Raw genomic sequence first — 26,298 nt, 5'->3', positions numbered from 1 at the left:
ACCCTCTCGGGGTTCGGGTCCAGGCTCGGCGCGGGCCTCGGCGGTGCGGCCTTGGCGCTCGGCGTCATGGCCCCGCCGGCCGAGGCGGCCGGCTACCGCTACTGGTCCTTCTGGGAGGACCAGGGCGGGAAGTGGGGCTACGCCACGCAGGGCCCGGCGACCGCCCGGCCCGCGGACGGCGACACCATCGGCTTCCGCTTCGCGGTCAGCCGGGACTCCGCCGACGCCACCCGGCCCTCCGCCGCCCCCGACTTCGCGCGCGTCTGCTCCGGCGTGGCGGAGAAGGGCGGCAGCAAGCGGGTCGCGGTCGTCATCGACTTCGGCCGCCCCGAGGACGCCCCGGCCGGTGAGACGCCGCCGCGCCCGGCGCTGAGGACCGGCTGCCCGCAGGTGCGCGAGGACGCCACCGCCGCGGAGGTGCTGGCGGCGGTCGCCAAGCCGCTGCGGTACGACACGAACGCGCTGCTGTGCGGGATCGCCGGGTATCCGGCCAAGGGCTGCGGCGAGCAGGTGTCGGACACCGGGCCGGAGCCCGGGCCGACGAACTCCGCCGCCCCGACCGCCCCGGCCACCCCCACCACCTCGTCATCGGCCTCGTCCGGCTCCGACGGCGGACCGTCCGTCGGGCTCGTCGCGGGCGGCGCCGCCGTGCTCCTCCTCGGCGCCGCCGGCGTCTGGCAGGCCCGCCGCCGCCGCGGATGACCCCGCCGACCCCGCTCGCACGGCTGCGCGCGCCCGAAGCGAGCCGGTCCAACGCCCTGCACCCCGGAGCCTGGTGGCTCTGGGCGCTCGGCCTCGCCGTGGCCGCCTCCCGCACCACCAACCCGCTGCTGCTCGGCCTGCTCGTCGGCGTCGCCGGCTATGTCGTCGCCGCGCGCCGCACCGACGCGCCCTGGGCCCGCTCGTACGGCGCGTTCGTGAAGCTCGGTCTGTTCGTCGTCGCCCTGCGGGTGGTGTTCTCGGTGGTGCTGGGCTCGCCGATCCCCGGATCGTACGAGCTGTTCACGCTGCCCGAGGTGCCGCTTCCCGCGTGGGCGCAGGGCGTGCGGATCGGCGGCCGGGTCACCGCCGAGCAGGTGGTGTTCGCGCTCTACGACGGGCTGAAGCTGGCGACCCTGCTGATCTGCGTGGGCGCCGCCAACGCGCTCGCCAGTCCGGCGCGGCTGCTCAAGTCGCTGCCGGGCGCCCTGTACGAGGCGGGCGTCGCCGTGGTCGTCGCGATGACCTTCGCCCCGAACCTCGTCGCCGACGTCGTCCGGCTGCGGACCGCCCGCCGGCTGCGCGGCCGGCCCACCGGCGGGGTGCGGGCCCTGCTCCAGATCGGCCTGCCGGTCCTGGAGGGCGCGCTGGAGCGGTCGGTGGCGGTGGCCGCCTCCATGGACGCGCGCGGCTACGGCCGTACGGCCCAGGTGCCGCCCTCGGTGCGGCGCACCACCAACGTGCTGACCCTCGGCGGGCTGCTCGGGGTGTGCGCCGGTTCGTACGGGCTGCTCGCCGCGCAGGGCGCCGGATACGGGCTTCCGCTGCTGGCGGCCGGGCTGCTCGCGGCCGTCGCCGGGCTGCGGCTGGGCGGGCGGCGGGCGGTGCGCACCCGCTACCGGCCCGACCGGTGGGGCGTCCGGGCCTGGCTGGTCGCCGGGTCGGGCATCGCCGTCGCGGTCGCGATGATCTGGGCGGCGACGGTGGCGCCGGGGGCGCTGCGGCCCGGGGTCGTACCGCTGGAGGCGCCCGGACTGCCGTTGTGGCCGGCGGCGTCCGTGCTGATCGGGCTGCTGCCCGCGTTCGTGGCCCCCGTGCCGAAGGAGTCGACCCGGTGATCCGCTTCGAGAACGTCTCGGTGACGTACGACGGCGAGGCGTCGCCCACGCTGAAGGGCGTGGACCTGACCGTGCCCGAGGGTGAGCTGGTGCTGCTCGTCGGGCCGTCGGGGGTCGGCAAGTCGACGCTCCTGGGAGCGGTGTCCGGGCTGGTGCCGCACTTCACCGGCGGCACGCTGCGGGGGCGGGTGACCGTGGACGGGCGCGACACGCGCACGCATCCGCCGCGTGAGCTGGCGGACCTGGTGGGCACGGTGGGGCAGGACCCGCTCGCCCACTTCGTCACGGACACCGTCGAGGACGAGCTCGCGTACGGCATGGAGTCCCTCGGGCTCGCGCCGGGCGTGATGCGGCGGCGCGTCGAGGAGACGCTGGACCTGCTCGGGCTGGCGGAGCTGCGGGACCGTCCGATCGCCACGCTCTCCGGCGGGCAGCAGCAGCGGGTCGCGATCGGCTCGGTGCTCACCCCGCACCCCAAGGTCCTCGTCCTCGACGAGCCGACCTCGGCGCTCGACCCCTCGGCGGCGGAGGACGTCCTGGCCGTGCTCCAGCGCCTGGTCCACGACCTGGGCACGACGGTCCTGATGGCGGAGCACCGCCTGGAGCGGGTGGTGCAGTACGCGGACCGGGTCCTCCTGCTGCCGGAGGCGGTCATGGGGCCGCCCTCCGAGATCATGGCCGTCTCCCCGGTCCGGCCGCCGGTGGTCTCCCTGGGCCGCCTTGCGGGCTGGGACCCGCTCCCCCTGTCCGTCCGTGACGCCCGGCGGGCGGCGGGCCCGCTGAAGGAGCGGCTTGCGGGGCGCGGGGCGGGTGCCCGCGCGGAGGCCCCGGTGGGCGGGCCGCCTGCGGCGGGCCTCCTCCCCCACCCCGCCCCTTCCCGTAACCGGGGGCTCCGCCCCCGGACCCCGGCGCCTCAAACGCCGGCGGGGCTGATGTGGTGGCGTGGCCGGGCCGCGTCCGCTTCCGCGACCGCGTCTGCCGGGCACCCCCTCGTCGAGGTTCGCGCCCTGGGCGTGCGGCGGGGGCGGGTGGAGGCGTTGCGGCGGGTGGAGCTGGTGGTGGAGGCCGGGGAGACCGTGGCGCTGATGGGGCGCAACGGGGCCGGGAAGTCGACGCTGCTGGGGACGCTCGTCGGGATGATCACGCCCACGTCCGGCAGTGTGCGGGTCGCGGGGCTCACCCCCCACGCGACGGACCCGCGCGCCCTGATCCGGCAGGTGGGGCTCGTGCCGCAGGAGCCGCGCGATCTGCTGTACGCGGACACGGTGGCGGCGGAGTGCGCCGCCGCCGACGCGGACGCGGGCGCGGCGCCCGGGAGCTGCCGGGCGCTGGTGTCGGAGCTGCTGCCGGGGGTGGCGGACGAGGCGCACCCCCGGGACCTGTCCGAGGGGCAGCGGCTCGCGCTCGCGCTCGCCGTGGTGCTGACCGCGCGGCCGCCCCTGCTGCTCCTGGACGAGCCGACCCGGGGCCTGGACTACGCGGCGAAGGCCCGGCTGGTCGCGCGGCTGCGGGCGCTCGCCGCCGAGGGGCACGCGATCGTGCTGGCCACGCACGACGTGGAGCTGGCAGCGGAACTCGCGCACCGTGTGGTGATCGTCGCGGGCGGTGAGGTCGTCGCGGACGGTCCGACGGCCGAGGTCGTGGTGTCCTCGCCCGCCTTCTCGCCGCAGGTCGCCAAGATCCTCGCGCCGGAGCCCTGGCTCACGGTGGAGCAGGTCGAGGAGGCCCTGCGTCCATGAGCACACACGCGAGTCCGCGCGGCGCGCGGCCGATCCGGCTGGGCCCGCGCTCGGTCGCCGCCCTCGTCCTGGTGTCGGTCGTCGGCCTGATCGCCATCGGCTGGCCGCTCTTCGCCGACGCCCGTTCCGCCGTCACCGACCACGCCGCCGACGCGCCCTGGTTCTTCGCCCTCCTCCTGCCGCTGCTCATCGCGGTCGTCGTCGCGACGATCGCCGACTGCGGGATGGACGCGAAGGCGGTGGCGATGCTGGGGGTGCTCGCCGCCGTGGGGGCGGCGCTGCGGCCGCTGGGGGCGGGGACGGCCGGCCTGGAGCCGATGTTCTTCCTGATGGTGCTGAGCGGCCGGGTCCTGGGCCCGGGCTTCGGCTTCGTGCTCGGCGCGGTGACGATGTTCGCGTCGGCGCTGCTCACGGGCGGGGTCGGGCCGTGGATGCCGACCCAGATGCTGGCGATGGGCTGGTTCTCGATGGGCGCGGGGCTGCTGCCCGGCCCCTCCGCGCCCGGGGGCCGGCGGGAGCTGCTGATGCTGTCCGCGTACGGGTTCGTGGCGGCGTTCGCGTACGGCACGGTCACCAATCTGTACGGCTGGGTGACGGTCGGCGGGATCGGTCAGGGGATCTCGTTCCAGGCGGGGGAGCCGGCGCACGAGAACCTGGTCCGCTTCCTCGCGTACGTGCTCGCCACCTCCCTCGGCTGGGACCTCGGCCGCGCCGTCCTCACCGTCGTCCTCACCCTGACCGTCGGCGGACCGCTGCTGCGGGCGCTGCGGCGGGCCACACGGCGGGCGAACTTCGAGGCCCAGGTCACATTCGAGGCCCCCGGAGAGGCCCTGCGGGGTGAGGCCCCTCATAGGACCCAGGTCACGTACGGGCCGGAATAGTAGACGGCACGACCCGCCCAAATCACCCCATAGGTGGACTTGACCTGCGGAAACCGCACACAGCCCGGGCGGGCCGTCCGGCCCCCGAGTCCGATTCCTCCTCGTACAGGGGGTCGTTGCAGCGCCCCCGGTGGGCCTGCTTCTCTGGTGGACGTCGCCAGGCAGCCGGTGCTCACCGCAGCACCACGGCAGGCCGGTTCCCCCCAGTTCCCGGGTCTTCCGGGCCCTGGTTCCGGCATGCCGGAAACGCCCGGCGCACCCCATGTCCCCGACGTTAGGTATGACGTTTTGTTCCGCTCGATCGCCACTCGCGCCGTCTCCCGCAAGAAGACCTTCGCCGTCTCCGCCGCCGTCCTCATCGGCGCCTCGGGTGCGGTGCTCGGCAACACGGGTACGGCCTCGGCCGCCACCCCGCAGGAGATCGCCCGAAAGATCGTGCCGCCGTCGCAGTACGCGTCCTTCAGCAAGATCGTCGAGCACGAGTCCGGCTGGAACCACACCGCCACCAACTCCTCCAGCGGCGCCTACGGCCTGGTCCAGGCCCTCCCGGCCTCGAAGATGGCCTCGGCCGGCTCCGACTGGAAGACGAACCCCGCCACCCAGATCAAGTGGGGTCTCGACTACATGAACGACCGCTACGGCTCCCCGAACGCCGCCTGGAACTTCTGGCAGACCCACGGCTGGTACTAAGCCTCACCACGCGGCCAGGCAGCCACGCCGCCGGCGCCGAGCGCGCGACGCATACCGCACGGCCCCGCCCCTCCCCCCGGGAGGCGCGGGGCCCGCGGCGTTTTCCGGGCCCTGTGCGCCTACAGCCGCTGGATGATCGTGCCCGTCGCCAGCGCGCCGCCCGCGCACATGGTGATCAGGGCGAACTCCTTGTCCGTGCGCTCCAGCTCGTGCAGGGCCGTGGCGATGAGCCGCGCCCCGGTCGCGCCCACCGGGTGGCCGAGGGCGATCGCGCCGCCGTTGACGTTGACCTTCTCCAGGCCGTCGAGGTCCCGCTCGAATTCCTGTGCCCAGCTCAGCACCACCGACGCGAAGGCCTCGTTGATCTCGACGAGGTCGATGTCCCTGAGGGACATCCCCGCCTTGCCCAGGACGGCCCGGGTCGCGTCGATGGGTCCGTCGAGGTGGTAGTGCGGGTCGGCGCCGACGAGGGCCTGGGCGACGATCCGGGCGCGGGGGCGCAGTTTGAGGGCGCGGGCCATGCGCTTGGAGGCCCACATGAGGGCGGCGGCGCCGTCGGAGATCTGGGAGGAGTTTCCGGCGGTGTGGACGGCGGTCGGCATGACCGGCTTCAGCCGGGCCAGCGCCTCCATGCTGGTGTCGCGCAGGCCCTCGTCGCGGTCGACGAGCCGCCACATGCCCTGCCCGGCGGCCTGTTCCTCCTCCGTGGTGGGGACCTGGACGGCGAAGGTCTCGCGCTTGAAGCGTTCCTCGGACCAGGCGACGGCGGCCCGCTCCTGGGAGAGCAGGCCGAGCGCGTCGACGCGTTCGCGGGTGAGGCCGCGGCGGCGGGCGATGCGCTCGGCGGCCTCGAACTGGTTGGGCAGGTCGACGTTCCACTCGTCGGGCCAGGGCTTGCCGGGCCCGTGCTTGGAGCCGGAGCCGAGCGGCACCCGGCTCATCGCCTCGACGCCGCAGGAGATGCCGATGTCGATGACGCCGGCGGCGACCATGTTGGCGACCATGTGGCTGGCCTGCTGCGAGGAGCCGCACTGGGCGTCGACGGTGGTGGCGGCCGTCTCGTAGGGCAGGCCCATGGTGAGCCAGGCGGTGCGGGCGGGGTTCATGGACTGTTCGCCGGCGTGGGTGACGGTGCCGCCGACGATCTGCTCGACGCAGTCGGCGTGGATGCCGGTGCGTCCGAGGAGTTCGCGGTAGGTCTCGCCGAGGAGGTAGGCGGGGTGGAGGTTGGCGAGCGCGCCTCCGCGCCTGCCGATGGGGGTGCGTACGGCTTCGACGATGACGGGTTCCGCGGCCATGAGCTCGTCCTCTCCTCGCCCGGCGGGGTGTCCCGGCACCCGCGCCGGTCGACGTCACGTGGAACTAGTACGCGTTCTAGTTCTCCGTGCAGTCTTATGACTGCTACCGCCGGTACGCAAGGGTCCGGGACGCAACAGTTCCCGCCGTGCGCCTTGCCACCTGTAGAACTCGTTACTACCTTTCCGAGCCAGGATTCTGATGGGCCATCAGATATGGGAGTGTGTTGCCGATGTCCTGTCCCCACCTCTCCGAAGGGTTCGACGCCACCGACCCCGATCTGCTCCAGAGCCGCGTCCCCCACCCGGAGTTCGCGCGACTGCGGCAGACCGCTCCCGTCTGGTGGTGCGCCCAGCCCCCCGGCGTCACCGGGTTCGCCGACGAGGGCTACTGGGCCGTGACCCGCCACGCCGACGTCAAGTACGTCTCCACCCATCCCGAGCTGTTCTCGTCGAACGAGAACACCGCCGTCATCCGCTTCAACGAGCACATCACCCGGGACCAGATCGAGGTCCAGAAGCTGATCATGCTCAACATGGACCCGCCCGAGCACACCCGGGTCCGCCAGATCGTCCAGCGCGGCTTCACCCCGCGCGCCATCCGCAGCCTGGAGCACGCCCTGCGCACCCGGGCCCGCGCGATCGTCGAGGAGGCGCGGGCCGCCGCCGGACCGGACGGCGCCTTCGACTTCGTCACCAAGGTCGCCGTCGAGCTGCCGCTGCAGGCCATCGCCGAACTCATCGGCGTACCGCAGGAGGACCGGGCCAGGATCTTCGACTGGTCGAACAAGATGGTCGCGTACGACGACCCCGAGTACGCCATCACGGAGGAGATCGGCGCCGAGGCCGCGATGGAGCTCATCGGCTACGCGATGAACCTCGCCGCCGCCCGCAAGGAGTGCCCCGCCCAGGACATCGTGAGCGCCCTCGTCGCCGCCGAGGGCCAGGGCAACCTCTCCTCCGACGAGTTCGGCTTCTTCGTGCTGCTGCTCGCCGTCGCCGGCAACGAGACCACCCGCAACGCCATCAGCCACGGCATGCACGCCTTCCTCACCCACCCCGAGCAGTGGGAGCTCTACAAGCGCGAGCGGCCCGCGACCGCCGCCGAGGAGATCGTGCGCTGGGCGACCCCGGTGGTCTCCTTCCAGCGGACCGCCACCCAGGACACCGAGCTCGGCGGCCAGAAGATCCGCAAGGGCGACCGGATCGGCCTGTTCTACTCCTCCGCCAACAACGACCCCGAGGTCTTCGAGAACCCCGAGGCCTTCGACATCACCCGCGACCCGAACCCGCACCTCGGCTTCGGCGGCGGCGGACCGCACTTCTGTCTCGGCAAGTCCCTCGCCATCAAGGAGATCGAGCTGATCTTCGAGGCGCTCGCCGACGAACTGCCCGACCTGACCCTCGCGGGCGACCCCCGCCGGCTGCGGGCGGCCTGGCTCAACGGCATCAAGGAGCTCCAGGTCAGGGTGGACTAGGCCGGGCATGCCGGCCGGGCCCCGGGATCGGAACCAGATGATCCGTTCGCGCGTCACAGCCAGCATGCGGGGGACACCACGAACACGCACAGCACGCCGAACGCACCGGATCCTGGCTCTGGTCGTCGCACTGCTCGCGCTCCAGCTCGGCTCGCTCGTCGCGCCGGCGTACGCGTGCGGCTGCGGCGCCATGGTCACCGACAGGATGGCCCGGATCGGCGTCGACCGGGAGACCTCGGCCGTGCGCTGGGACGCGCGGACCGGCACCGAGCGGATCGTCATGCGCTTCACCGTGCACGGCGACGCCGAGCGGGCCGCCTGGATCATGCCCGTGCCGCACCGGGCCGACGTGACCCTCGGCGACCCGAAGCTCTTCGAGGAACTCGAACGGCTCACCGCACCCGAGCGCAAGGTCCGCCACTACCTCTGGCCGCGCGGCCGCGACTGGCCCTTCTCCGTCGGGGACGTGGACGGCGCGGGCGCCGCGCCCGGCAAGGCGGGCGACCCCGGCGTCGGCGTCGTCGGCCGCGAGCGGCTCGGCCCCTTCGACGTGGCCCGGCTGACCGCCACCGACCCGACCGCGCTGAGCGACTGGCTGCACCGCAACGGCTTCGAGCTCTCCGACCGGCTCGCCGCCGAACTGCGCCCGTACGTCGAGCGGAAGTGGGAGTACGTCGCCGTCCGCCTCGCCCCCGAGAAGGCCGGCGAGCCGCTGTACGGCGCCCTCGACCCGCTCGCCATCACCTTCCGCAACGACACCCCCGTCTATCCGATGCGGCTCTCCCGGCTGGCCGCCACCCCGCAGTCCCTCGGGCTGTACGTGCTCGCCGACCACCGCATGGAGCCCAGGGGCAGCATCGGCGGCGACCGGCCCGAGGTGGTGTTCGCCGGCGCCGTCGACGAACCCGAGGGCGCCGTCGCCCGGTTCGCCGGCCCCGGCCGGGTCTACCTCACCGCCGTCGACCAGTCCTTCCCCGAGCCCGCCCGGATCGACGGCGACCACGAACTCGTCCGCGCGGCCGCCGACACCCCGTACCGCGAGGTGATCTGGAAGGACCGGCTGTGGACGGTCGCCGGCGGCATCCCGGTCTGGCTGCTCACCGTCGGCGGCGTTCTGCTGCTCGGCACGGCCGGCGGATTCGCCGCCGCCCGGGCGCGGTACGCGGCCGGGAACAGGCGGGCGCGGCGGGCGGAGGCCGGTGTACGTTCGGCCGCATGAGCATGAGCCAGAGCAACGATCAGGAACGCTGGACCACCGTCGACCGCTACCTCACCGACCTGCTCGCCCCCGCCGACGAGGCACTGACCGCCGCGCTCGCCGACTCCACGGCCGCCGGACTGCCCGAGATCGCCGTCGCCCCCAACCAGGGCAAGCTGCTCCACCTGCTCGTCGCCGCCCAGGGCGCGAGGAACGTCCTGGAGATCGGCACCCTCGGCGGCTACAGCACCATCTGGCTGGCCCGGGCGCTGCCCGCCGACGGGCGGCTGATCACCCTGGAGTACTCCCCCGAGCACGCCGACGTGGCCCGCGCCAACATCGCCCGCGCCGGACTCGAGAAGATCGTCGAGGTGCGCACCGGCGCGGCCCTGGACACCCTCCCGCTCCTGGAGCAGGAGGAGGCGGGCCCGTTCGACTTCGTCTTCATCGACGCCGACAAGGTCAACAACCCGCACTACGTCTCCTGGGCGCTGAAGCTGTCCCGGCCCGGCACCCTCATCGTCGTCGACAACGTCGTGCGCAACGGCCGGGTCGCCACCGCGGACCCGGACGACGCGGCGATCACCGGCACTCGCGAGATGTTCGAACTGGTCGCCCGTGAGCCCCGTCTGGACGCCACCGCCGTCCAGACGGTCGGCACCAAGGGCTACGACGGACTGCTGCTCGCCCGTGTCGTGAGCTGATCCACGAGTCAATCCGTGGGCTGATCCGCGGGCTGATCCGTACGGGTGCGCCACCCGGCGAAGAGCGGCAGCCCGCCCGTACCGTCAAGCACCACGAAGCCGAACGGCCGGTCGAAGGCGATCCGTTCGATCCGGGGATGGCGGGGCGGGGCGGCTCCGCGGGTCATCGCGACGGCGGTGACCGCGGCCGCCTCCACACCCTCCTCCGCGATCTCGACCAGGGCCTCCTGGACGGCCGCGGAGACGTACAGCGGGACCGGCGACATGCCGGAGAAGTCGGCGTCCGGCCGGACGGCCAGGCCCATGCCGAGCGCGGGCAGCCGCTCGTACACGTCGGTCCGGGTACGGAGGCTGAAGCGGGGCAGCGCGAGGTCGACGGCCTCGGCCCGCAGCGGCGTACGGGCGGCGGGCCCGGCCCAGGCGAGGGGCAGCACCTCGGCCGGGCCCCCGCCCTCCTCGCCGAGCACGAACCGCACCCGGACCGCGCCCCCTTCGCAGGGCAGCTCGACCACCGTGGCCCCGCCGGTCCGCCAGGCCCAGCGTGCCGGGATCAGCTGGTGCATGGTCGGCACGGCGGTGGTGTCGCCGTAGCCGTCGGTGAAGGGCTCGTCCCGGGTCAGCTGCGCCGGGAACCGTTTCTGCCAGGCGGCCTTCAGGGCGAGGGCGCCCGCGAGGACCAGGTCCTCGCCGCCGTTCAGGGTGAGCGGCAGCCGCTCGATGCGGTCGCCGGTGGCCTTGCGCACCCAGGCGTCGATCTCCCCCTGCGCCCGGCCGCCGAGCGTCCCGAAGCCGACGTCGGGCAGCCGGCCCTGGAACTCCGGGCGCAGCGGCACCCGGCTCCACGCACCCGTGGCGAGCGCGAGCCCGCCGGACCGGCTCATCGCGGCCGTCGCGGTCACCGCCCCGGCCGCCTCCGGTCCCGCGACCCCGAGCGCCTCGCGCAGCTCCTCGGCGGTCTCGCCGCCCGCGCCGGAGGCGACGGCGGCCAGCGCCAGCCACAGCCCGGCCGGCGAGCAGACGAAGTCGTCGTCGCCGAGCAGCGGAAGCCACCGCCCGGCCAGTGCCCGGATGTGTTCGCCCGCGGTCATATCCTGCCTTCCATGAGCATCGTGAAGATCAACGTACTGACCGTCCCGGCCGAGCAGCGCGAGGTCCTGGAGCAGCGCTTCGCCTCCCGCGCCGGCGCCGTCGAGGGCTCGGACGGCTTCGAGTGGTTCGAGCTGCTGCGCCCGCTCGAGGGCACCGACCAGTACCTGGTGTACACCCGCTGGCGCAGCGAGGAGGACTTCCAGAACTGGATGAACGGTTCCATGAAGACCGCCCACGAGGGCGGCGCGGACCGGCCGAAGCCGGCGGCGACCGGGTCGACGCTGTGGTCCTTCGAGGTGGTGCAGCAGGCGTCCCCCAAGAACTGACCCCCCGGAGGCCGGGATCAAGCCGCGAAGAACCGGGCCGAGAAGAACTGGGTCGAGAAGAACCGGGCCGAGAAGAACTCGGCTGCGCGGCAGGTCGTGAGCGCCGCACAATGGCGCGCATGACCTGGATCTTCTCCCCCGAGCGCGTCGACACCCCGGACGCCACCGCCCTGCGCCGCGACTACTTCGGTGATGTCGCCGGCCGCTACTACGGACGCGTCCTGACCGAGGACGAGTACGACGAGGAGATGATCGACGAGGGGCTCGACCAGCTCGCCCCGCCCACCGGCGCGTTCCTCGTGGGCCGTCACGAGGGGAAGCCGGCCGCCTGCGGCGGCGTGGTCCTGCTCGACGCCGAACGGGCCGAGCTGACCCGGGTGTTCATCCGCCCGGCCTTTCGCGGCACCGGTGGCGCGGGCCTCCTCCTGAGCGGCCTGGAGGACGCGGCCCGCGCGCTCGGCGCGCGCCGGACGGTCCTCAACACCCGCCTGGACCTCGTCGAGGCGCGGGCCCTGTACACGCGGAGCGGGTACGCGGAGATACCCGCGTACTGCACCGGTCCCTACATGGAGATCTGGTACGGCAAGGAGCTCTGAGCCCGGCTCGTCCGTGCCGGGACCGGCGCTACGCGTGGTGGTCGCGGGGCGGTCCGGGCGCGCGGGGCCGCTCCGCGTCCGAGCCGCCGAGCTCGGCGGTCAGCTCCTCCACCAGGCGGACGAGGTCGGTGGGCCGGTCCGGCCCCCACCAGTCGCCGAGGAGCTCGGCCAGCGAGTCCTCGCGCGCCTTGGCGAGCCGTACAGCCGTCCGCGCCCCCTCCTCGGTGAGGATCAGCTGGATTCCCTCGCGCGCCACCAGCCGGCGTTCCTCCAGCTGCCGCGCGGCCTCGGTGATCACTCGCAGCGGTACGGGGGTGGTGTCGGCGAGCAGTCCGGGCTCGACGGTGCCGTGGCGGCGCACCCGCAGCAGCAGCCAGCTCGCGGCGGGCAGCAGATCGAGCCCGGCGCGGGCGGTGATCTTCTCGTAGATCGCCTTGCGTCCCTCGCGGGAGCCGAGCACGGACAGGGCGCGGGCGCACTCGTCGTAGGAGGAGCGCTCGACGGGGTTGGAGGCGAGGGTCTGGCTGGTGTCGGGCGCGGTGACGGAGCCGCGCAGCCGGTCCTCCTTCAGGAACCAGGCGATGGCGAAGGCGACCAGGACGACGGGCGCGGCGTACAGGAAGACGTCGGTGATGGACGTGGCGTAGGCGTGCACCACGGGCGGCCGGAGCGGCGGCGGGAGCGCGGCGATGGCGCGCGGGTCGGCGGCCACCGTGCCGGCGTCGACGCCGGGCGGGAGCGGCTGTCCGGCGAGGGCGTCGTCGAGCTTGTGGGTGAGCCGGTTGGTGAAGACGGTGCCGAAGATCGCGACGCCGAACGAAGCCCCGATGGAGCGGAAGAAGGTGGCGCCGGAGGTGGCGACGCCGAGGTCCTCGTAGGAGACGGCGTTCTGTACGACGAGGACGAGCACCTGCATGACCAGGCCGAGTCCGGCGCCGAAGACGAAGAAGAACACGCTCATCGCCCAGGTCGAGGTGGTCTCCGTGAGCTCGTTGAGCAGGACCAGGCCGAGTGCGGTGATGGCCGTGCCGGCGAGCGGGAAGACCTTCCAGCGGCCGGTGCGGGAGACGATCTGCCCGGAGGCGGTCGAGGTGATCAGCATGCCGAGGACCATGGGCAGCATGTGCACGCCGGACATGGTGGGGCTGACGCCCTGCACGACCTGGAGGAAGGTCGGCAGGTAGGTCATCGCGCCGAACATGGCGAATCCGACGACGAAGCTGATGACCGAGACCAGGGTGAAGGTCCTGATCCGGAACAGCTTGAGCGGCAGGACGGGCTCGGCGGCCCGCCGTTCGACGTACACGAACCAGACGAGGAGTACGGCTCCGAGGACGGCGAGGCCGATGATCTGCGCCGAGTCCCAGGCCCAGGTGGTGCCGCCGAGCGAGGCGACCAGGACCAGACAGGTGGCGACGGAGGCGATCAGGAAGGTGCCGAGGTAGTCGATGCGGTGACGGGTGTCGCGGACCGGGATGTGCAGGACGGCGGCGATGACGAAGAGGGCGACGACGCCGATCGGCAGGTTGATGTAGAAGACCCAGCGCCAGGAGAGGTGCTCGGTGAACAGGCCGCCGAGGAGGGGCCCGAGGACGCTGGTGGCGCCGAAGACCGCTCCGAAGAGCCCCTGGTAGCGGCCGCGTTCACGGGGCGAGACGAGGTCGCCGACGATCGCCATCGACAGCACCATGAGCCCGCCGCCGCCGAGGCCCTGGACGGCGCGGAAGGCGATGAGCTGCGGCATGTTCTGGGCGATGCCGCAGAGCGCCGAGCCGATGAGGAAGAGGACGATGGCGCTCTGGAAGAGCTTCTTGCGGCCGTACTGGTCGCCGAGCTTGCCCCAGAGGGGCGTGGCCGCGGTGGAGGCCAGCATGTAGGCGGTGACGACCCAGGACAGGTGCTCCATGCCGCCGAGCTCGCTGACGATGGTCGGCAGGGCGGTGGACACGATGGTCTGGTCGAGTGCGGCCAGGAGCATGCCGAGCAGCAGCGCGCCGATCGCGACGACGACGGTGCGGTGGCTCTGTCCCGCTCCCGGCACGGGGCCGCCGCCGGCGCGCGGCGCGCGTACTTCCTGGGCCATGGGCGTCTCCTCCGGTCCGGGCCGCTGGACTCCGACCTCCATCCTGGATGGTTTGTCCCGTTATGGCCTGCGGAGGGGGGCGAGGGGGGCATGCGCGGGGCACATCTGTTCACCTCACGACGGCGGCCGGACTGCATAATCGCTCGGAGTTGACCCGGGGAGGGACCCAGCGATGTCCGGACACGTCTGTCCTGAATGCGGTGTACACAGACCTGGCTGCGCCTGCGAGCGCGCCGCCGCGGCGGCCGCCGAGCTCGCGGCGGCGGAGGACTTCGACCCCCTGCGCATCCGGCCGTACGTGACGCTGGGCACGCCGGACGACGCGACGGAGGTGCTGCCGGGGGTCCTCCCTCTGGCGCCGCCGGTGCCTCCGGTGCCTCCGGTGCCTCCGGCGGGGGTGGTGGGCGCGGAGGCACCGACGCAGGTGCAGACGGCGGTGCCGGCCTCGATACCGGCCCCGACATCGGCCCCGATACCGGAGACGGCGGTGCTGCCGTCGCCGTACGCGGGCGGGTCCGGGTCCGGGTCCGGGTCCGGGTCCGGGGATGGCGGTGGGTCGGGGGACGGGGATGGCGGCGGGTACGAGCCCGCGCTCACGCTGGCGTACGCCCCTGAGGGCGACGCCGAGCGCGGTCGGGGCCGAGGTCGGGGTCGGGCGGTCCTGATCGCGGGCGTGGTCGCGGCGGCGGTCGTCGGCACCGCCGTCCTCGCCACCGCGCTGATCGGCGGCGACGACAGCGCGACCGACGACCGGGCGGCCGTCCCCGAGGTCACCACCAGTGCGTCCGAGAACGTGGCAGTCTCCGAGGCGCCGACGACCACCCGCTCCCCTTCGGCGTCCGCCTCGACGACCGCGACCCCCGAGCGGACCTCCGCCTCCGCGTCCGCCTCACCCTCCTCCGCTGCCGCCCCTACGTCGGCGTCCGCCGCCGCCCCCGCGACCACGACCACGCGCACCGCCGCACCGCCGAGCCCGAGCGCGGCGACCCCGACCCGGACGCCGGAGGAGCCGACCCTGAGCCTCGGCTCCTCGGGCCCCGAGGTGGAGGAGCTCCAGCGGCGACTGCGGGAGCTGTGGCTCTACAGCGGGCCGGTGAACGGCTCGTACTCCAGGAAGGTCGAGCAGGCGGTCGCCAACTACCAGTCGTACCAGTACATCGAGGAGGACCCGCGGGGCGTCTACGGCCCGCACACGCGTCGCGCACTGGAGGCGGAGACGACGGGTCGCTGACCGTCTGTGGTCCCGCGATGCGGACGGGCTTGGCGGTACGGGCCTCGTTTTGTATCGTGGAGGAACAAAGTGGCCCCGCTCGCACTCCCTGACCGGCGAGCGGGACCGCTCTGTACTCGTCTCCGCCCACCCCTCCTGGAGATCCCTGATGACTGCCACCACCCCGGCGTCGCTCACCGCACGGTCGCTCACCGCAGGTGCTCTCCTGCTCGACATGGACGGCACCCTCGTCAACTCCGACGCCGTCGTGGAGCGCTGCTGGCGGCGCTGGGCGGAGCGGGAGGGCCTCGATCCCGCCGAGGTGCTGAAGGTGGTGCACGGCCGTCAGGGTTACGCCACGATGGCCGTCCTGCTCCCGGACCGCCCGATGGAGCGGAACCTGGCGGACAACCGGGTCATGCTCGCCGAGGAGACCGCCGACCTCGACGGGGTCGTGCCGGTGCAGGGCGCGCCGGCGTTCATGGCCGCGCTGGCGGCGCTGCCGCACGCCCTGGTGACCTCCGCCGACGAGGCGCTGGCCCAGGCCAGGATGGGCGCGGCGGGTCTGGCGATGCCGGAGACCCGGGTGACCGCCGAGGGCGTGGGCGCGAGCAAGCCGGACCCGGAGGGCTTCCTGAAGGGCGCGGCCGCTCTGGGCTTCGCCCCGGAGGACTGCGTCGTCTTCGAGGACTCCGAGGCGGGCATCCAGGCAGGCCGCGCGGCCGGCATGCGGGTGGTCGGCGTGGGCCCGCGGGCCGGCGCCTTCGCCCCCGACGTCCACGTAGGGGATCTGACCGGCGTACGGGTCGAGCCGGGCGCCGACGGGACGATCACCCTGACTTTCGCCTCGTAGGACGCGGAGGGCTCGGGGGACGGGGAGGGCTCGCAGGGCGAGCGGCCGCACGGGAGCCTCGCGCCCGCGAGATCCAGGACGGCACCCACGCCCGCCGCCCCCCTCCCACGGCGGACGCGGCTTCCGTTTCCGGCCCGGGCGGCCCGCCGCCCCCGCCCGGGCGGACGATCCGGCCTCGGGCGACCAGCTCCAGGGTGACGGCGACCGCCACCGCCTGGACCAGCAGCAGCGCGACGAGCACGAAGAGCTGCACCGCGCCCGCGCGCAGCGGTGAGGCGCCGCCGAGGAGCATGCCCACGAACGCGCCCGGAAGGGTGACGAGCCCGACCGTCCGGGTCTGGTCCATGCCCGGCAGCAGGGCGTCCGACGCCGCCTCGCGCGCCACCTCCAGCCGGGCGTCCCGCTCCAGGAGCCCGATGGCGAGCCCCGCCTCCACCTCGCCCTTGCGGCCGGCCAGTTCGTCGAGCGCGCGCCGCCCGCCGAGGACGGTGGCGGTGAGCGCGCCGCCGATGAGGATGCCGGTGACGGGGATGAGGGTGATGCCCTTCGGCGGGACGAGACCGGTGAGCAGGAGCGCCACGACGACCGGGGCGACACCCGCGGCGATCGGGACCGCGGCCCACCACCAGGCGCGACCGGGCGCCGGGACGACCCGCCGGCCCGCGGTCCGTACCGCCACCGCGTACATCAGCAGCAGGAAGCAGAGCAGCAGCGGCAGCGAGCGGACGACCCAGCCGATCACGAGGGAGACGGCGACGAGCTGGACGGCCGCCCGCGCTCCGGCGACCAGGGTGTCGCGGGCGCGGCCGAGCCGGGCGAGGGCGACGACACCGGCGGCCACCGCGAGCAGAACGGCCAGAACCGCCCCGAAGGTGACGTTCACGTCCAGAAGCACGGCTCAACCCTAGGGGGTGCCCCGTCCCGACTCCCGCGTGCGGACGGGGACCTGTCTCCCCATCACCCTCACCCTCCCTCCCCCTCGCAGCACCCCCCGCACCCTTGATGTGACGTGAGCATGTCGCCACTCTGTTACCTGGCGCACCCCCCACGGAAACCCGGCGCCGCCACGATGACCGAGCCGCCCGGCAAGGTCCCCCCACATCCAGGGAGTTCGCATGTCCGCCGTCCGCGTCTACGCGCGTCGAATAGCCGTCCTCGCCGCCTCCGCCGCCGTCACCGCCACCGGCCTGCTCGCCACCGCCCCGGCCGCCCAGGCCGCCCCGCCGACCCCGGTCAGCGCCGCCACGGCCCGTACGTACCTGAGCTCGCTCACCGTGAAGGCGGAAGGTTCCTCCACCGGCTACAGCCGGGACCTCTTCCCGCACTGGATCACCCAGTCCGGCGCCTGCAACACCCGCGAGGTGGTCCTCAAGCGGGACGGCGTCAACGTCGTCACGGACTCCAACTGCGCGGCGGTGAGCGGGAGCTGGTTCTCCGAGTACGACGGGGCCACCTGGACCCTCGCCTCCGACATCGACATCGACCACGTCATCCCGCTCGCCGAGGCCTGGCGCTCGGGCGCCAACTCCTGGACGACCAGCCAGCGGCAGTCCTTCGCCAACGACCTGACCCGCCCGCAGCTCATCGCGGTCACCGACAACGTCAACCAGTCGAAGGGCGACCAGGACCCTGCGGAGTGGCTGCCGCCGCGCACCTCGTACCGCTGCACGTACGCGCGGATGTGGGTGCACGTCAAGTACCACTGGAACCTCAGCGTCGACTCGGCGGAGAAGAGCGCGCTGCAGTCGGTCCTCAACGGCTGCTGAGCCCCGGCGGGGAACGCGGATCACGAAGAGCTGGTTGTTGAACTTGCAAGTAATAGTGAGGGGTGCCTAACCTAGGGGCCTCATCGGTGTGCCGTCCCCACGGCCCGGGCGCTCGCCCGGGCCAGACCGAAGGAGTCCTTCCCCCCATGAATTCGCTCGCGAGTCGCCTGAATCAGGCCCAGCCCTACGCGCTCGGCCTCTTCCGGATCGTCATCGGCCTGCTCTTCGCCTGCCACGGCGCCGCCTCCCTCTTCGGTGTCCTCGGCGGCGCCGGCGGCAGCGGCGGCACCCTGCCGACCGGCGCCTGGCCCGGCTGGTACGCGGCCGTCATCCAGCTCGTCGCGGGCGGCCTCGTCCTGCTGGGCCTGGGCACGCGCGGCGCGGCCTTCATAGCGTCCGGCTCCATGGCGTACGCCTACTTCGACGTCCACCAGCCCCAGGCCCTCTTCCCCCTCCAGAACTCCGGCGAGGCCGCGGCCCTCTTCTGCTGGGCCTTCCTGCTCCTCGTCTTCACCGGCTCGGGCGCCCTCGGCCTCGACCGCCTGTTCCGCACCCGCGGCACGAGCGGCGACGCTGAGCGCCCGGAGGAGAAGAAGACCGCGGCTGCGGCCGCGGCGTAGAGCCCCGTCCCGGGGGCTGCGGACCGAGTCCGCGCCCGGCCGCGCCCGGGCGCGTCTGGGCGGGGCCTGAGTGCGTTCGGCGGGCTGCAGCCGCGGGCCGCGCCCAGACCGGGACACACGGGTCCGGCCCGGCTGGACGCGGGGCCCACTCCCCCAGCAACTCGGGGCCGGGTGCGGGCCGGGCGCGTCCGGCGGGCTGCTTGCGCGCTCCAGGCATGGCCCAGCCGGGGCCCACGCGGCTCCGACCCGGCCAGGCCCGAGCCCGCCTCCGCCTCCGGCTTCGGCTTCGGCTTCGGCCGGACGAGGGCCCTGCTCGGGGCGGGGTGCGGACCTGGCGCACGTCGGGGCGCGTCCCGCAGGTCACGCGGGCCAGGGCCCCGCGCGAGTCCGACCCGGCCAGCCGCTGGCCCGGCTCGCATCCGGGCCACGGCCGGGCTTCGGCCGAACGAGGGCCCTGCTCGGGGCCTGGTGCGCGTCCGGCGAGCCGCTGGCGCGGGCAAGGTCTGGCCCGCGCCGGGGCCCCGCGCACGTCCGGCTCGTATCTGGGCCGCCTCCCCACCCCGGCCGCCTCAGGGCCGGCTCCCGGCCAACTCGGGGCCGGCTCAGGTACCGGGCCCGGGGCCGAGGTCCCAGCCATCGACCGGCGCGGCGAGACGGCCCGCCCCGGCCCCAACCCGCCCCCCCCCAGGTCCCTCAGGCCGGTTCCCGGCCCCCGGGCGGAGGCGGGGCGGCGGTCGACGCGTAGGCTCTGGCGCTGTGAACGTGCTCGACGGCACGGGGTGGTCACTGCAGTCGCTGACCGCGGGCCCGTGGATCTACGCGGCGGTGACGACGTCGATCCTGCTCGACGTCTTCCTGCCGGTGCTGCCGAGCGGCATCCTCGTGGTCACCGCCGCCACGGCCGCCTCCGCCGCCACGGCGACGACGGCCGGGACCGTCGCGGACGTTCCGTACGCCCCCGACCTGCTCCCCCTCCTCTTCTGCGCGGCCACCGCCTCCGTGCTCGGCGACCTCGCCGCGTACCGCATCGCCCGGCGCGGCGGGACCCGCATCGGCCGCGCCGTCACCCGTTCGCGCCGCCTGGCCACGGCGCAGGAACGTCTCGGCGAGACCCTGGCCCGCGGCGGCGGGCTGCTCGTCGTCCTGGCCCGCTTCGCCCCCGCCGGCCGCTCGGTGGTCTCCCTCGGCGCGGGCGCGACCGGGCGCCGGCTGGGCGACTTCCTCCCCTGGTCGGCCCTGGCGGCCGCGGTGTGGGCGACCTATGGCGTGGGCCTCGGCTGGCTCAGCGGCCGCTGGCTGGGCGCGACCTGGCTCGGCGCCTGCGTACCGGTCCTGGCGCTCTTCCTGGCGGGCACGCTGGCAGCGTGGGTCATACGGCGTCCGGCCGTGGCTCCCGCTCCGGCGGCCTGACCCGGAGCGGAGCTCCGGCGCGGCAGGACCGGCTAGGGCGCCGGCTGGGGTTCCGGGCGGGCCGTATGCGCTGAGTGCGCGCCGCGGATCTCCAGGTCGTCGAGGAGGCGTGCGGTGGCCTCGGCGATCTCGTCCACGGCCCGGTCGAACACCTCCCGGTTGTGCGCGGCGGGCGCGCGGAAGCCGGAGACCTTGCGGACGAACTGCAGCGCGGCGGCGCGGACGTCGTCCTCGGTGGCCTCGTGGGGCAGGGCGGGCGGTCGGAGGGTCTTGATGCTGCGGCACATGCCTCCAGTGTGACGCGCCCCACCGACAATGCGTCCGGGAGCAGCGGACCCGGCGCCGCGACGACACGGAGCCGCGGGCCCCCGGCGCCCCCGGAGGCGCAGCGCCCCGCAGCCGCCGCGGGCGAGCGGGTCAGGTGCCCAGGCTCCGCCGGCTGCGGGCGTTGATCTCGGCGGCGCGGGCGCGCAGCTCCCGTATGGGCGTGGCGAGCTGCACGTCGGCGGGCTCGGCCTCCCACGCCCGCCCACCGTGGACGGGCCGGATCAGGAAACGGCCGGCGACGCTGTCGACGTAGAAGCCGACCTGTCCGGTGGCCGTGTCACGGACGAGGTCTCCCACCTCGGGCACGGGCTGCACGTTTCCCTCCGTTCCGGCTGCTGGGCCATCGGCTGTGGAGATCACGCTGTGGAGATCAGACGGACACCCCCAGAGAAGCCCCGCGATCCCCCACTGTCAACGCATCTCTAGAGATGTCCCCCGAAGGACGGATCGGCCGCGCGGCCCGGCGCACACGTGTGCACCGGCCCCCGGAGGCGCGCCGTAGGGTGTCCCGCAGACGGAAGGGAGTGGTCCACCCATGACTGACCAGGAAAGCGGCCGTCGGCCCAAGTACCAGCGCATCGCCGACGAGTTGAGAACCGCGATCCAGTCGGGCACCTTCGCGCCGGGCGACCGGCTCCCCGGTGAGAACGATCTGATGGCCACCTACGACGTGGCGCGGATGACCGCCCGCCAAGCCCTGTCCGTCCTGCGCAACGAGGGCCTCGCCGAGGCCCGCAAGGGCGCCGGCGTCTTCGTCCGCACCTTCCGTCCGCTGCGCCGCCGGGGCATCCCCCGGCTCGCCCACGACCAGTGGGGCAACGGCCGATCGGTCTGGTCGGCCGACATCGAGGAGCGGGCCCTCGTCGTGGACCAGATCGAGGTGAGCCCCGCCGCCCCCGCCGGGGCGCGGGTGGCCCGGGTGCTGGGGCTCGGCTCGCCCGACGACCCGGTCTGCGTCCGCAGCCGGCGCTTCGTGCTCGACGACAAGCCGGTGCTGCTCTCGGTCTCGTACCTGCCGGCGGACCTCACCCGGGGCACCGCCATCACCGAGCCGGACACCGGCCCCGGCGGCACCTATGCCCGGCTCGCCGAACTGGGCCACCGCCCGGCCCGTTTCCGCGAGGAGATCCGCTGCCGGATGCCGACGGCGGAGGAGTCCGCCCGACTGGCCCTCGGTTTCGGCACCCCGGTCATCCTCGTCAGCCGAACGGCCCTGACGGAGGCGGGCATCGCGGTCGAACTCAACGAGATGACGCTGGACTCGGCCTCGTACGTCCTGGAGTACGACTTCGACGCGTGACGGTGAACGTCCGTCCGGGCCCGGCGTGTTCGACCGGACCGCCGAACTCGCCGGCCGCCCGCCGCACCGCCTCCTCCGGCGGGATCGCCGGCCCCACATGGGTCACGAGCAGCCGCCCGGCCCGCGCCTCGGCGGCGGTCCGCCCGGCTTCCTCGGGCGCGAGGTGCCCGGGCCCCTCCCCGTCCGCCTCGCAGAGGAACAGGTCGCTGTCGCGGGCGAGTTCGGTGAGGGCGGGGCAGGGCTCGCTGTCGCCGGAGTACGCGAGCACGGCTCCCTCGGCGTCCTCCACCCGCAGCCCGAAGGCGGGCGGCCCACCGTGCTCGACGGCGCGGACGAGCAGCGTGAGACCTCCGAGACGGATGCGCTGACCGTCGTACGACTCGGTGACGGCGAAGGCCCGTTCGACCGGACTGCGGTCCGGGCCGTTGGTGAGGAAGCCGGCCAGCCGGTCGGCGATGCCGGGCGGCCCGAACAGCGGCAGCGGCGCGGCCCGGTGGACATCGGCGTGGAGCAGGCCGTAGTAGGCGGTGAGGAGATCGGCGCAGTGGTCGGCGTGCAGATGCGAGATCCACACGGCGTCCAGCTCCCCGAGCCCCACGTACCGCCGCAGCTCCCCGAGCGTCCCGCTGCCCGCGTCGACCCACACGCGGACGCCGCCGCCCTCCAGGAGGTACCCGGAGCAGGGGTTGCCGGCGGCGGGGTACGGGGTGGCGGAACCGAGCACGGTCAGGCGCAGGCCCGTCACGCGCCCGCCGCCTCGCCCTGCCGCTGCGCGGGCAGCCCGTACTGCTGGAGCTCGGCGCTGACCTGGCCGCCGAGGGTCATGACGTTGAGCGTCGCCGAGTTCTCGCTGGCGATCGCCTTCTCCACGCGGGCGACCAGGGTGGTGAACGCGTTCCGGTCGGACATCCCGTGGTACGGCCCGACCCGGGCGGCGAAGTAGACCCGCTCGTGCCCGAGCAACTGCTCGGTCGACCGATAGTTCTTCCACTGCTCGCGGTAGCGGTAGACGCTCTCCAGCGACACCGAGGCGACCACGACCAGACTGAGCACGGTCGCGGTGATCCGCGCGAACCCCACGTCCAGATTCACGAGCACGGGCACGAGCGCGCCCCCGACCACCGACACGGTCCGCATCCGCAGATGCATCGCCTTCATCTTGGTCGCTTTGCTGTCGTACCACTCCTGGTACTGCGCCAGCCGCTCGTCCACGTACCGCTGCGGCGTCATGACCCCGCTCCACGCCTGTCCTTCGGGCGCGTCCCCCATGTCTTCCATGCGCCGGAGTACACCGCCCCCGCTCTGAACACGTCAAGCAGGGCCGGCCTTCGTCGTGTCACGACACGGTCACTTCCTCCACGGCCGGCGCCCCGTCCGTCAGTCTGGCGGCATGCGCATGAAGAACCTGCCCGCCGGCCTCGCCGCCGCCGCCGTTCTCGCCCTGACCGCCACCGCCTGCGAGGACGGTGACAGGACATCCGGCGACAAGCCCCGCGCCACCCGGACCGCCGAGGCACCGACCGACGCGCCGACCGACGCGGACGGGAAGTCGGCGACGCTGCCCGACATGACCGGCAAGGGCCTGCAGTCCGCGCAGGACCAGGCGCAGGCCGCCGGCTTCTACCGTCTGAGCTCCCACGACGCGCTCGGCCGGGGCCGCCTGCAGGCCCTCGACCGTAACTGGAAGGTCTGCGGCCAGACCCCGGCCGCCGGCCGGCACCCGACCGACACGAAGGTCGACTTCGCCACCGTCAAGCTCGAAGAGGACTGCCCGGCCGTCGACCAGGGCAGCGCCGACCCGACGACCGCCTCGACGATGCCCGACTTCACGGGCAAGTCCGTCAAGATCGCCCGCCAGTCCCTGGACACCTCCACGAGCCTGACCGTCACCGACGCCTCCCCGCAGGGCCGCAAGGTGCTCATCGAGTCCAACTGGCAGGTATGCACCCAGGACCCGGCCCCCGGAACAAGCCTCGACGGCCGGCCGGTCACCCTGACCGCCGTCAAGTTCGGCGAAAGCTGCTGACGCCCCTCAGCGGGGGCGAGGGCCGGGCCGGCGGACCGGGATCGCTTCACAGGGCACCGTCACGGCTTGGCCAACCCTCCCCCGCCACACCTGTTTTCGGCTCATGATGATCTTCCTCATCACGCGACGTCCTGGGGGGACCATGCGCACCCGCACCACCACCGTCATCACGGCCACCCTGCTCCTCACCCTCAGCGCGTGCGGCAGCGGCGACGACGGCAAGCCGACCGTCACCAAGACCAGCACCGCACCGGAGCCGATCACCAGCTCCGCCGTCACGACTCCCGCCGCCGCCCCGACGCCGTCCACCTACTCGCTCGGCGAGTCCGCCGAGGTCGACGACACGGAGAACGGCGTTCGGTTCACCGCCACCGTCCTCGCGTACACCCAGCCCGCGAAGGGCCCGCAGCCCCCGGATCGCGACACGCAGGGCGGCGACGTCTGGGCCACCGTCGAGGCGAAGGTCTGCAACATCGAGGGCAATACGTTCTCCGTCAGCCAGTTCCCCTGGTCCCTGGCCTACGCCGACGGCACGGTCGTCAAGGTCACCGGCAGCACTGGCGGCGACCTGCCCAAGCCCGAGTTCCCCATGGACCTCCCCGTCAAGGCCGGCCGCTGCGTCAAGGGCAAGATCCCGTTCCCCGTCATGAGCAACACCCGCCCCGAACGCGTCATGTACGCCCCCGAGGCCCTCTCCGACGACCCCGTGGAGTGGACCCTCCCCAAGGCGTAAGGAACGAGGTCGCCCGCGGCACCCCGACGACGGCCTGCCGGTCTTCGTACCGGCAGGCTCGGACGCTTCCGAGCCGCCGTCATCCGCCGTCACGCAAGGGCGGTCACTCCTCTTCGCTGCGCTCCAGGACCAGACCGACGGATCCGTCTTCCAGACCGTTGCCGTCATCGAGGTGCAGATGGGCCCCATCCGGAACTCCTTCGCCGGCCAGCACCAGAAGATGCCCGGCAAGCGTCCTGAGACCGGCGGCGTTCGCCTCGATGACGACCTCGCCTCCAAGGTTCCGCACCTCGATCCGGGCATCGGCATCCCATGTGAAGCGGAGCCCCGTGCCCTCTGCGGAGACGGTGACGTGGGTACTCTCGATCGGCGCCGAGCCGGTTCCGGCAGTCACAGAAGCCTTTGATGCCGCTGCATGGACAACCCCCGGGGACTCGCCGGGGTCCACGCTCATCGGCTCAGCCGATCAGCGGTGGCCCTGCGGCTGCTCTGCTTCACCCACGCGCGCCCGTACACCACAGCACCCGAGAAGAGCCCCAAAACCAGAAGGCTTCGGGTGATGGTGTCGTCCTCAATGATCAGGATGACCAGCAGCGGCACCAGCATCATGAGGTACCAATGCGGATTGTTTCGCCAATCGCTCTCGCCTGCCATCCCCCACCCCCTATCGCACCTCAGCGCGCCTCGTCCAGGACCGCTCGGGCGGTGGCGCGGCCGTCCATGAACACGCCGAAGGCCCCCAGTCATGATCGACTGGAGGCCTTCGTGCCGGTGGGCGCGGACGGTTTCGGACCGCCGACATCTGCTTTGCAAGCTCGTGCGGATCACGGCTGCTGAGGGTGCGCTCCAGCTCGCGGACACCACGAAGGGCCGTACAGGACTGCTGTCATCCACCGTCGTTGATGTCAGATTTGGCTGTCACCTGTCGCCGGTCCGCGAAGGGCCGTCGATAGTCCGCAGCGTCCCCAACCGGCGGATAGTCCCTGCCGAACATCACGTAGACGGGGTGCTCGGGGTCCCCGGCTTCCAGGTTCAGGAAAACGTCTACATCGTGGTTCGCAAACCGATGCAGGTACTGGACGAACAGCGCCATTTCCTCATCAGACAGTTGCTCGTCGAGCCGCTCGTTGTGCATGCCACCCCCGCTACCGACTGATCGACCGGTTGGACGATACCCAAGGCTGTGGAAATCAGCGGACCAAGCCAGGGAAGGGGCAGAGTTCCAGGGGCTCGTCCTGGCGGTCGGCCCAGTGCCACCAAAGGACTCGGGGCCGTGAAGGTCTCCTCCGCGTCTCTTCCGTTGCAGGCTGGAACATCACGCCCGCCGACTACCTCGCAACTGCTGCCGAGATCGCGGACTTTGATGCCATGCCTCCTGTCCCCCCATCGACTTGGTTCCTCCACTGCTCCAGGTGGGCTCCCGCTGAGATCCGGTGACGCTGTGGCGGTGTCGTCGATGTCGAGGTAGTACGAGTCTCAGATGTGGCGGTACGGCCCGAGCCTCAGGCAGAGATTGTCGTGGGACCTCTGCTCCGCCAGGAGCTCGAAGTCGAGAGCTATGAGGGTTGTCATGCCGACCTACGCAGTAGGGCCGGCCGTCGTGGCTGCGGACGTGCGGGGCCCTTGTCGTCGCGTAGACCACGGTCATGCGCTCGGCCTCGACCCTGATAGCGGTCTCCTTCGATGCCTTCCGGGCTACGCCCTCTTCGGGGCCCTCGGTGAAGTTCGAGGACGCCGGCGGGGAGCTCCCAGGTGTCGGCCCGAACCCGAACCGCGCGCCCCGCGCATCCTGCGGCTGCGGCCTACCCGGACCGGCCTCGTCCTGTGTCACATGGATCGGCTGCCCAGAAGCCGTCCCCGGGCGTGTTCGACCGCACCCGTTGATGTCAGAAGTGGATGCCAAAGGCCCCCAGTCATGATCGACTGGAGGCCTTCGTGCCGGTGGGCGCGGACGGTTTCGAACCGCCGACATCTGCTTTGTAAGAGCAGCGCTCTACCCCTGAGCTACGCACCCTGGAATGAGGCAACAGCGTACATGGCCGGTGGGTGGGTGCCGCAAACCGATAGGGCGGGTGAACTGATCGGGCCGTGTCGTCGTCCTCACCAGGTGGGAGAATGAACCGGACCCGGCAGGGCGGCGGACACAGCACGGGGAGA

General features: G+C 73.2%; 28 protein-coding genes, 1 tRNA gene and 1 pseudogene. 18 read left to right on the top strand and 12 right to left on the bottom strand.

Annotated elements, in window-relative coordinates; genetic code table 11:
* The first annotated feature begins 66 nt into the window (after window positions 1-66).
* From ACFY7C_RS12465 to ACFY7C_RS12445, 5 genes are all read left to right on the top strand, one after another.
* Complete coding sequence (locus tag ACFY7C_RS12465; protein ID WP_389649470.1) at window positions 67-702, top strand: SCO2322 family protein; 636 nt, start codon at window positions 67-69, stop codon at window positions 700-702.
* Window positions 699-1,817, top strand: a complete 1,119-nt coding sequence (locus ACFY7C_RS12460) for an energy-coupling factor transporter transmembrane component T (protein WP_389647933.1) — start codon at window positions 699-701, stop codon at window positions 1,815-1,817. The genes ACFY7C_RS12465 and ACFY7C_RS12460 overlap by 4 nt, the downstream gene beginning before the upstream one ends.
* A complete protein-coding gene (locus ACFY7C_RS12455; protein WP_389647931.1) occupies window positions 1,814-3,556 on the top strand; it encodes an ABC transporter ATP-binding protein in 1,743 nt (580 codons plus the stop codon). Before ACFY7C_RS12460 ends, ACFY7C_RS12455 begins: the two co-directional genes overlap by 4 nt.
* On the top strand, window positions 3,553-4,437 hold the full coding sequence (locus ACFY7C_RS12450) for an ECF transporter S component (RefSeq protein WP_389647927.1): 885 nt from the start codon (window positions 3,553-3,555) through the stop codon (window positions 4,435-4,437). The genes ACFY7C_RS12455 and ACFY7C_RS12450 overlap by 4 nt, the downstream gene beginning before the upstream one ends.
* A gap of 288 nt (window positions 4,438-4,725) precedes the next feature.
* Window positions 4,726-5,127: a transglycosylase SLT domain-containing protein gene (locus ACFY7C_RS12445; RefSeq protein WP_356693230.1), complete on the top strand. Its 402-nt coding sequence runs from the start codon at window positions 4,726-4,728 to the stop codon at window positions 5,125-5,127.
* 119 nt (window positions 5,128-5,246) lie between these two features.
* On the opposite strand, the gene ACFY7C_RS12440 is transcribed toward ACFY7C_RS12445, so the two are convergent.
* On the bottom strand, window positions 5,247-6,425 hold the full coding sequence (locus ACFY7C_RS12440; protein ID WP_389647923.1) for a steroid 3-ketoacyl-CoA thiolase: 1,179 nt from the start codon (window positions 6,423-6,425) through the stop codon (window positions 5,247-5,249).
* Between the two features lie 230 nt (window positions 6,426-6,655).
* Here ACFY7C_RS12440 and ACFY7C_RS12435 point away from each other — a divergent pair, with 230 nt between their 5' ends.
* From ACFY7C_RS12435 to ACFY7C_RS12425, 3 genes are all read left to right on the top strand, one after another.
* The gene (locus ACFY7C_RS12435; RefSeq protein WP_389647920.1) at window positions 6,656-7,900 is read left to right on the top strand and encodes a cytochrome P450; all 1,245 of its coding nucleotides are present in this window, start codon (window positions 6,656-6,658) and stop codon (window positions 7,898-7,900) included.
* Between the two features lie 64 nt (window positions 7,901-7,964).
* Window positions 7,965-9,119 (top strand): DUF2330 domain-containing protein, encoded by a 1,155-nt coding sequence (locus tag ACFY7C_RS12430; RefSeq protein WP_389649467.1) that lies wholly within the window; start codon window positions 7,965-7,967, stop codon window positions 9,117-9,119.
* A 2-nt stretch (window positions 9,120-9,121) separates the two neighbouring features.
* Complete coding sequence (locus tag ACFY7C_RS12425) at window positions 9,122-9,802, top strand: O-methyltransferase (RefSeq protein ID WP_389649464.1); 681 nt, start codon at window positions 9,122-9,124, stop codon at window positions 9,800-9,802.
* Between the two features lie 8 nt (window positions 9,803-9,810).
* On the opposite strand, the gene ACFY7C_RS12420 is transcribed toward ACFY7C_RS12425, so the two are convergent.
* Window positions 9,811-10,890, bottom strand: coding sequence for a serpin family protein (locus ACFY7C_RS12420; RefSeq protein ID WP_389647917.1), 1,080 nt, complete (start codon window positions 10,888-10,890; stop codon window positions 9,811-9,813).
* Between the two features lie 12 nt (window positions 10,891-10,902).
* Here ACFY7C_RS12420 and ACFY7C_RS12415 point away from each other — a divergent pair, with 12 nt between their 5' ends.
* Both ACFY7C_RS12415 and ACFY7C_RS12410 read left to right on the top strand, forming a co-directional pair.
* Complete coding sequence (locus ACFY7C_RS12415) at window positions 10,903-11,217, top strand: antibiotic biosynthesis monooxygenase family protein (protein ID WP_389647914.1); 315 nt, start codon at window positions 10,903-10,905, stop codon at window positions 11,215-11,217.
* A 110-nt stretch (window positions 11,218-11,327) separates the two neighbouring features.
* A complete protein-coding gene (locus tag ACFY7C_RS12410; protein WP_389647911.1) occupies window positions 11,328-11,813 on the top strand; it encodes a GNAT family N-acetyltransferase in 486 nt (161 codons plus the stop codon).
* A gap of 28 nt (window positions 11,814-11,841) precedes the next feature.
* On the opposite strand, the gene ACFY7C_RS12405 is transcribed toward ACFY7C_RS12410, so the two are convergent.
* On the bottom strand, window positions 11,842-13,896 hold the full coding sequence (locus ACFY7C_RS12405) for a DHA2 family efflux MFS transporter permease subunit (protein ID WP_389647908.1): 2,055 nt from the start codon (window positions 13,894-13,896) through the stop codon (window positions 11,842-11,844).
* 172 nt (window positions 13,897-14,068) lie between these two features.
* Between ACFY7C_RS12405 and ACFY7C_RS12400 the strand changes: the two genes are divergently transcribed.
* Entirely contained in the window at window positions 14,069-15,127 is a 1,059-nt protein-coding gene (locus ACFY7C_RS12400) for a peptidoglycan-binding protein (RefSeq protein ID WP_389647906.1), read from the top strand.
* Between the two features lie 148 nt (window positions 15,128-15,275).
* On the top strand, window positions 15,276-15,959 hold the full coding sequence (locus ACFY7C_RS12395; RefSeq protein WP_389647903.1) for an HAD-IA family hydrolase: 684 nt from the start codon (window positions 15,276-15,278) through the stop codon (window positions 15,957-15,959).
* Between the two features lie 154 nt (window positions 15,960-16,113).
* Here ACFY7C_RS12395 and ACFY7C_RS12390 read toward each other — a convergent pair.
* Window positions 16,114-16,854 (bottom strand): annotated as a pseudogene (locus ACFY7C_RS12390) (ABC transporter permease); the annotation flags it as partial.
* A gap of 220 nt (window positions 16,855-17,074) precedes the next feature.
* On the opposite strand from ACFY7C_RS12390, the gene ACFY7C_RS12385 reads away from it, so the two are divergent.
* From ACFY7C_RS12385 to ACFY7C_RS12375, 3 genes are all read left to right on the top strand, one after another.
* Window positions 17,075-17,725, top strand: coding sequence for an HNH endonuclease family protein (locus tag ACFY7C_RS12385; protein WP_389647900.1), 651 nt, complete (start codon window positions 17,075-17,077; stop codon window positions 17,723-17,725).
* A 146-nt stretch (window positions 17,726-17,871) separates the two neighbouring features.
* A complete protein-coding gene (locus ACFY7C_RS12380; protein WP_389647897.1) occupies window positions 17,872-18,345 on the top strand; it encodes a DoxX family protein in 474 nt (157 codons plus the stop codon).
* A gap of 756 nt (window positions 18,346-19,101) precedes the next feature.
* Window positions 19,102-19,755 (top strand): DedA family protein, encoded by a 654-nt coding sequence (locus ACFY7C_RS12375; protein WP_389647894.1) that lies wholly within the window; start codon window positions 19,102-19,104, stop codon window positions 19,753-19,755.
* Between the two features lie 32 nt (window positions 19,756-19,787).
* Here the strand turns inward: ACFY7C_RS12375 and ACFY7C_RS12370 are convergent, their stop codons facing one another.
* Together ACFY7C_RS12370 and ACFY7C_RS12365 are read right to left on the bottom strand one after the other, a co-directional pair.
* Window positions 19,788-20,042 carry a DUF2277 domain-containing protein gene (locus ACFY7C_RS12370; protein WP_389647891.1) on the bottom strand — a complete coding sequence of 85 codons (255 nt, stop codon included), beginning with the start codon at window positions 20,040-20,042 and terminating at the stop codon, window positions 19,788-19,790.
* A gap of 130 nt (window positions 20,043-20,172) precedes the next feature.
* On the bottom strand, window positions 20,173-20,397 hold the full coding sequence (locus ACFY7C_RS12365) for a hypothetical protein (RefSeq protein ID WP_389647889.1): 225 nt from the start codon (window positions 20,395-20,397) through the stop codon (window positions 20,173-20,175).
* 220 nt (window positions 20,398-20,617) lie between these two features.
* Between ACFY7C_RS12365 and ACFY7C_RS12360 the strand changes: the two genes are divergently transcribed.
* A complete protein-coding gene (locus ACFY7C_RS12360) occupies window positions 20,618-21,382 on the top strand; it encodes a GntR family transcriptional regulator (protein ID WP_389647885.1) in 765 nt (254 codons plus the stop codon).
* On the opposite strand, the gene ACFY7C_RS12355 is transcribed toward ACFY7C_RS12360, so the two are convergent.
* Together ACFY7C_RS12355 and ACFY7C_RS12350 are read right to left on the bottom strand one after the other, a co-directional pair.
* A complete protein-coding gene (locus ACFY7C_RS12355) occupies window positions 21,324-22,127 on the bottom strand; it encodes an MBL fold metallo-hydrolase (RefSeq protein ID WP_389647883.1) in 804 nt (267 codons plus the stop codon). The two genes, ACFY7C_RS12360 and ACFY7C_RS12355, sit on opposite strands and share 59 nt — an antisense overlap.
* Complete coding sequence (locus ACFY7C_RS12350) at window positions 22,124-22,660, bottom strand: DUF4231 domain-containing protein (RefSeq protein WP_389647881.1); 537 nt, start codon at window positions 22,658-22,660, stop codon at window positions 22,124-22,126. The genes ACFY7C_RS12355 and ACFY7C_RS12350 overlap by 4 nt, the downstream gene beginning before the upstream one ends.
* A gap of 112 nt (window positions 22,661-22,772) precedes the next feature.
* Here ACFY7C_RS12350 and ACFY7C_RS12345 point away from each other — a divergent pair, with 112 nt between their 5' ends.
* Entirely contained in the window at window positions 22,773-23,408 is a 636-nt protein-coding gene (locus tag ACFY7C_RS12345; protein WP_389647878.1) for a PASTA domain-containing protein, read from the top strand.
* Between the two features lie 142 nt (window positions 23,409-23,550).
* Window positions 23,551-24,141 (top strand): DUF4352 domain-containing protein, encoded by a 591-nt coding sequence (locus ACFY7C_RS12340; protein WP_389647875.1) that lies wholly within the window; start codon window positions 23,551-23,553, stop codon window positions 24,139-24,141.
* 103 nt (window positions 24,142-24,244) lie between these two features.
* Here ACFY7C_RS12340 and ACFY7C_RS12335 read toward each other — a convergent pair whose 3' ends face one another.
* From ACFY7C_RS12335 to ACFY7C_RS12320, 4 genes are all read right to left on the bottom strand, one after another.
* A complete protein-coding gene (locus tag ACFY7C_RS12335) occupies window positions 24,245-24,595 on the bottom strand; it encodes a hypothetical protein (protein WP_389647873.1) in 351 nt (116 codons plus the stop codon).
* A complete protein-coding gene (locus tag ACFY7C_RS12330; RefSeq protein WP_389647871.1) occupies window positions 24,592-24,795 on the bottom strand; it encodes a hypothetical protein in 204 nt (67 codons plus the stop codon). Before ACFY7C_RS12330 ends, ACFY7C_RS12335 begins: the two co-directional genes overlap by 4 nt.
* Before the next feature lie 232 nt (window positions 24,796-25,027).
* The gene (locus ACFY7C_RS12325) at window positions 25,028-25,276 is read right to left on the bottom strand and encodes a hypothetical protein (protein ID WP_389647869.1); all 249 of its coding nucleotides are present in this window, start codon (window positions 25,274-25,276) and stop codon (window positions 25,028-25,030) included.
* Window positions 25,277-26,083: 807 nt separating this feature from the next.
* Window positions 26,084-26,155 (bottom strand) — tRNA-Val (locus tag ACFY7C_RS12320).
* Window positions 26,156-26,298: the final 143 nt, after the last annotated feature.

Source organism: Streptomyces sp. NPDC012769, assembly GCF_042901205.1.
Classification (GTDB): Bacteria; Actinomycetota; Actinomycetes; order Streptomycetales; family Streptomycetaceae; genus Streptomyces.
Note: the sequence above shows the minus strand (reverse complement) of the source record. Positions and strands in the feature narration are given on the sequence as shown.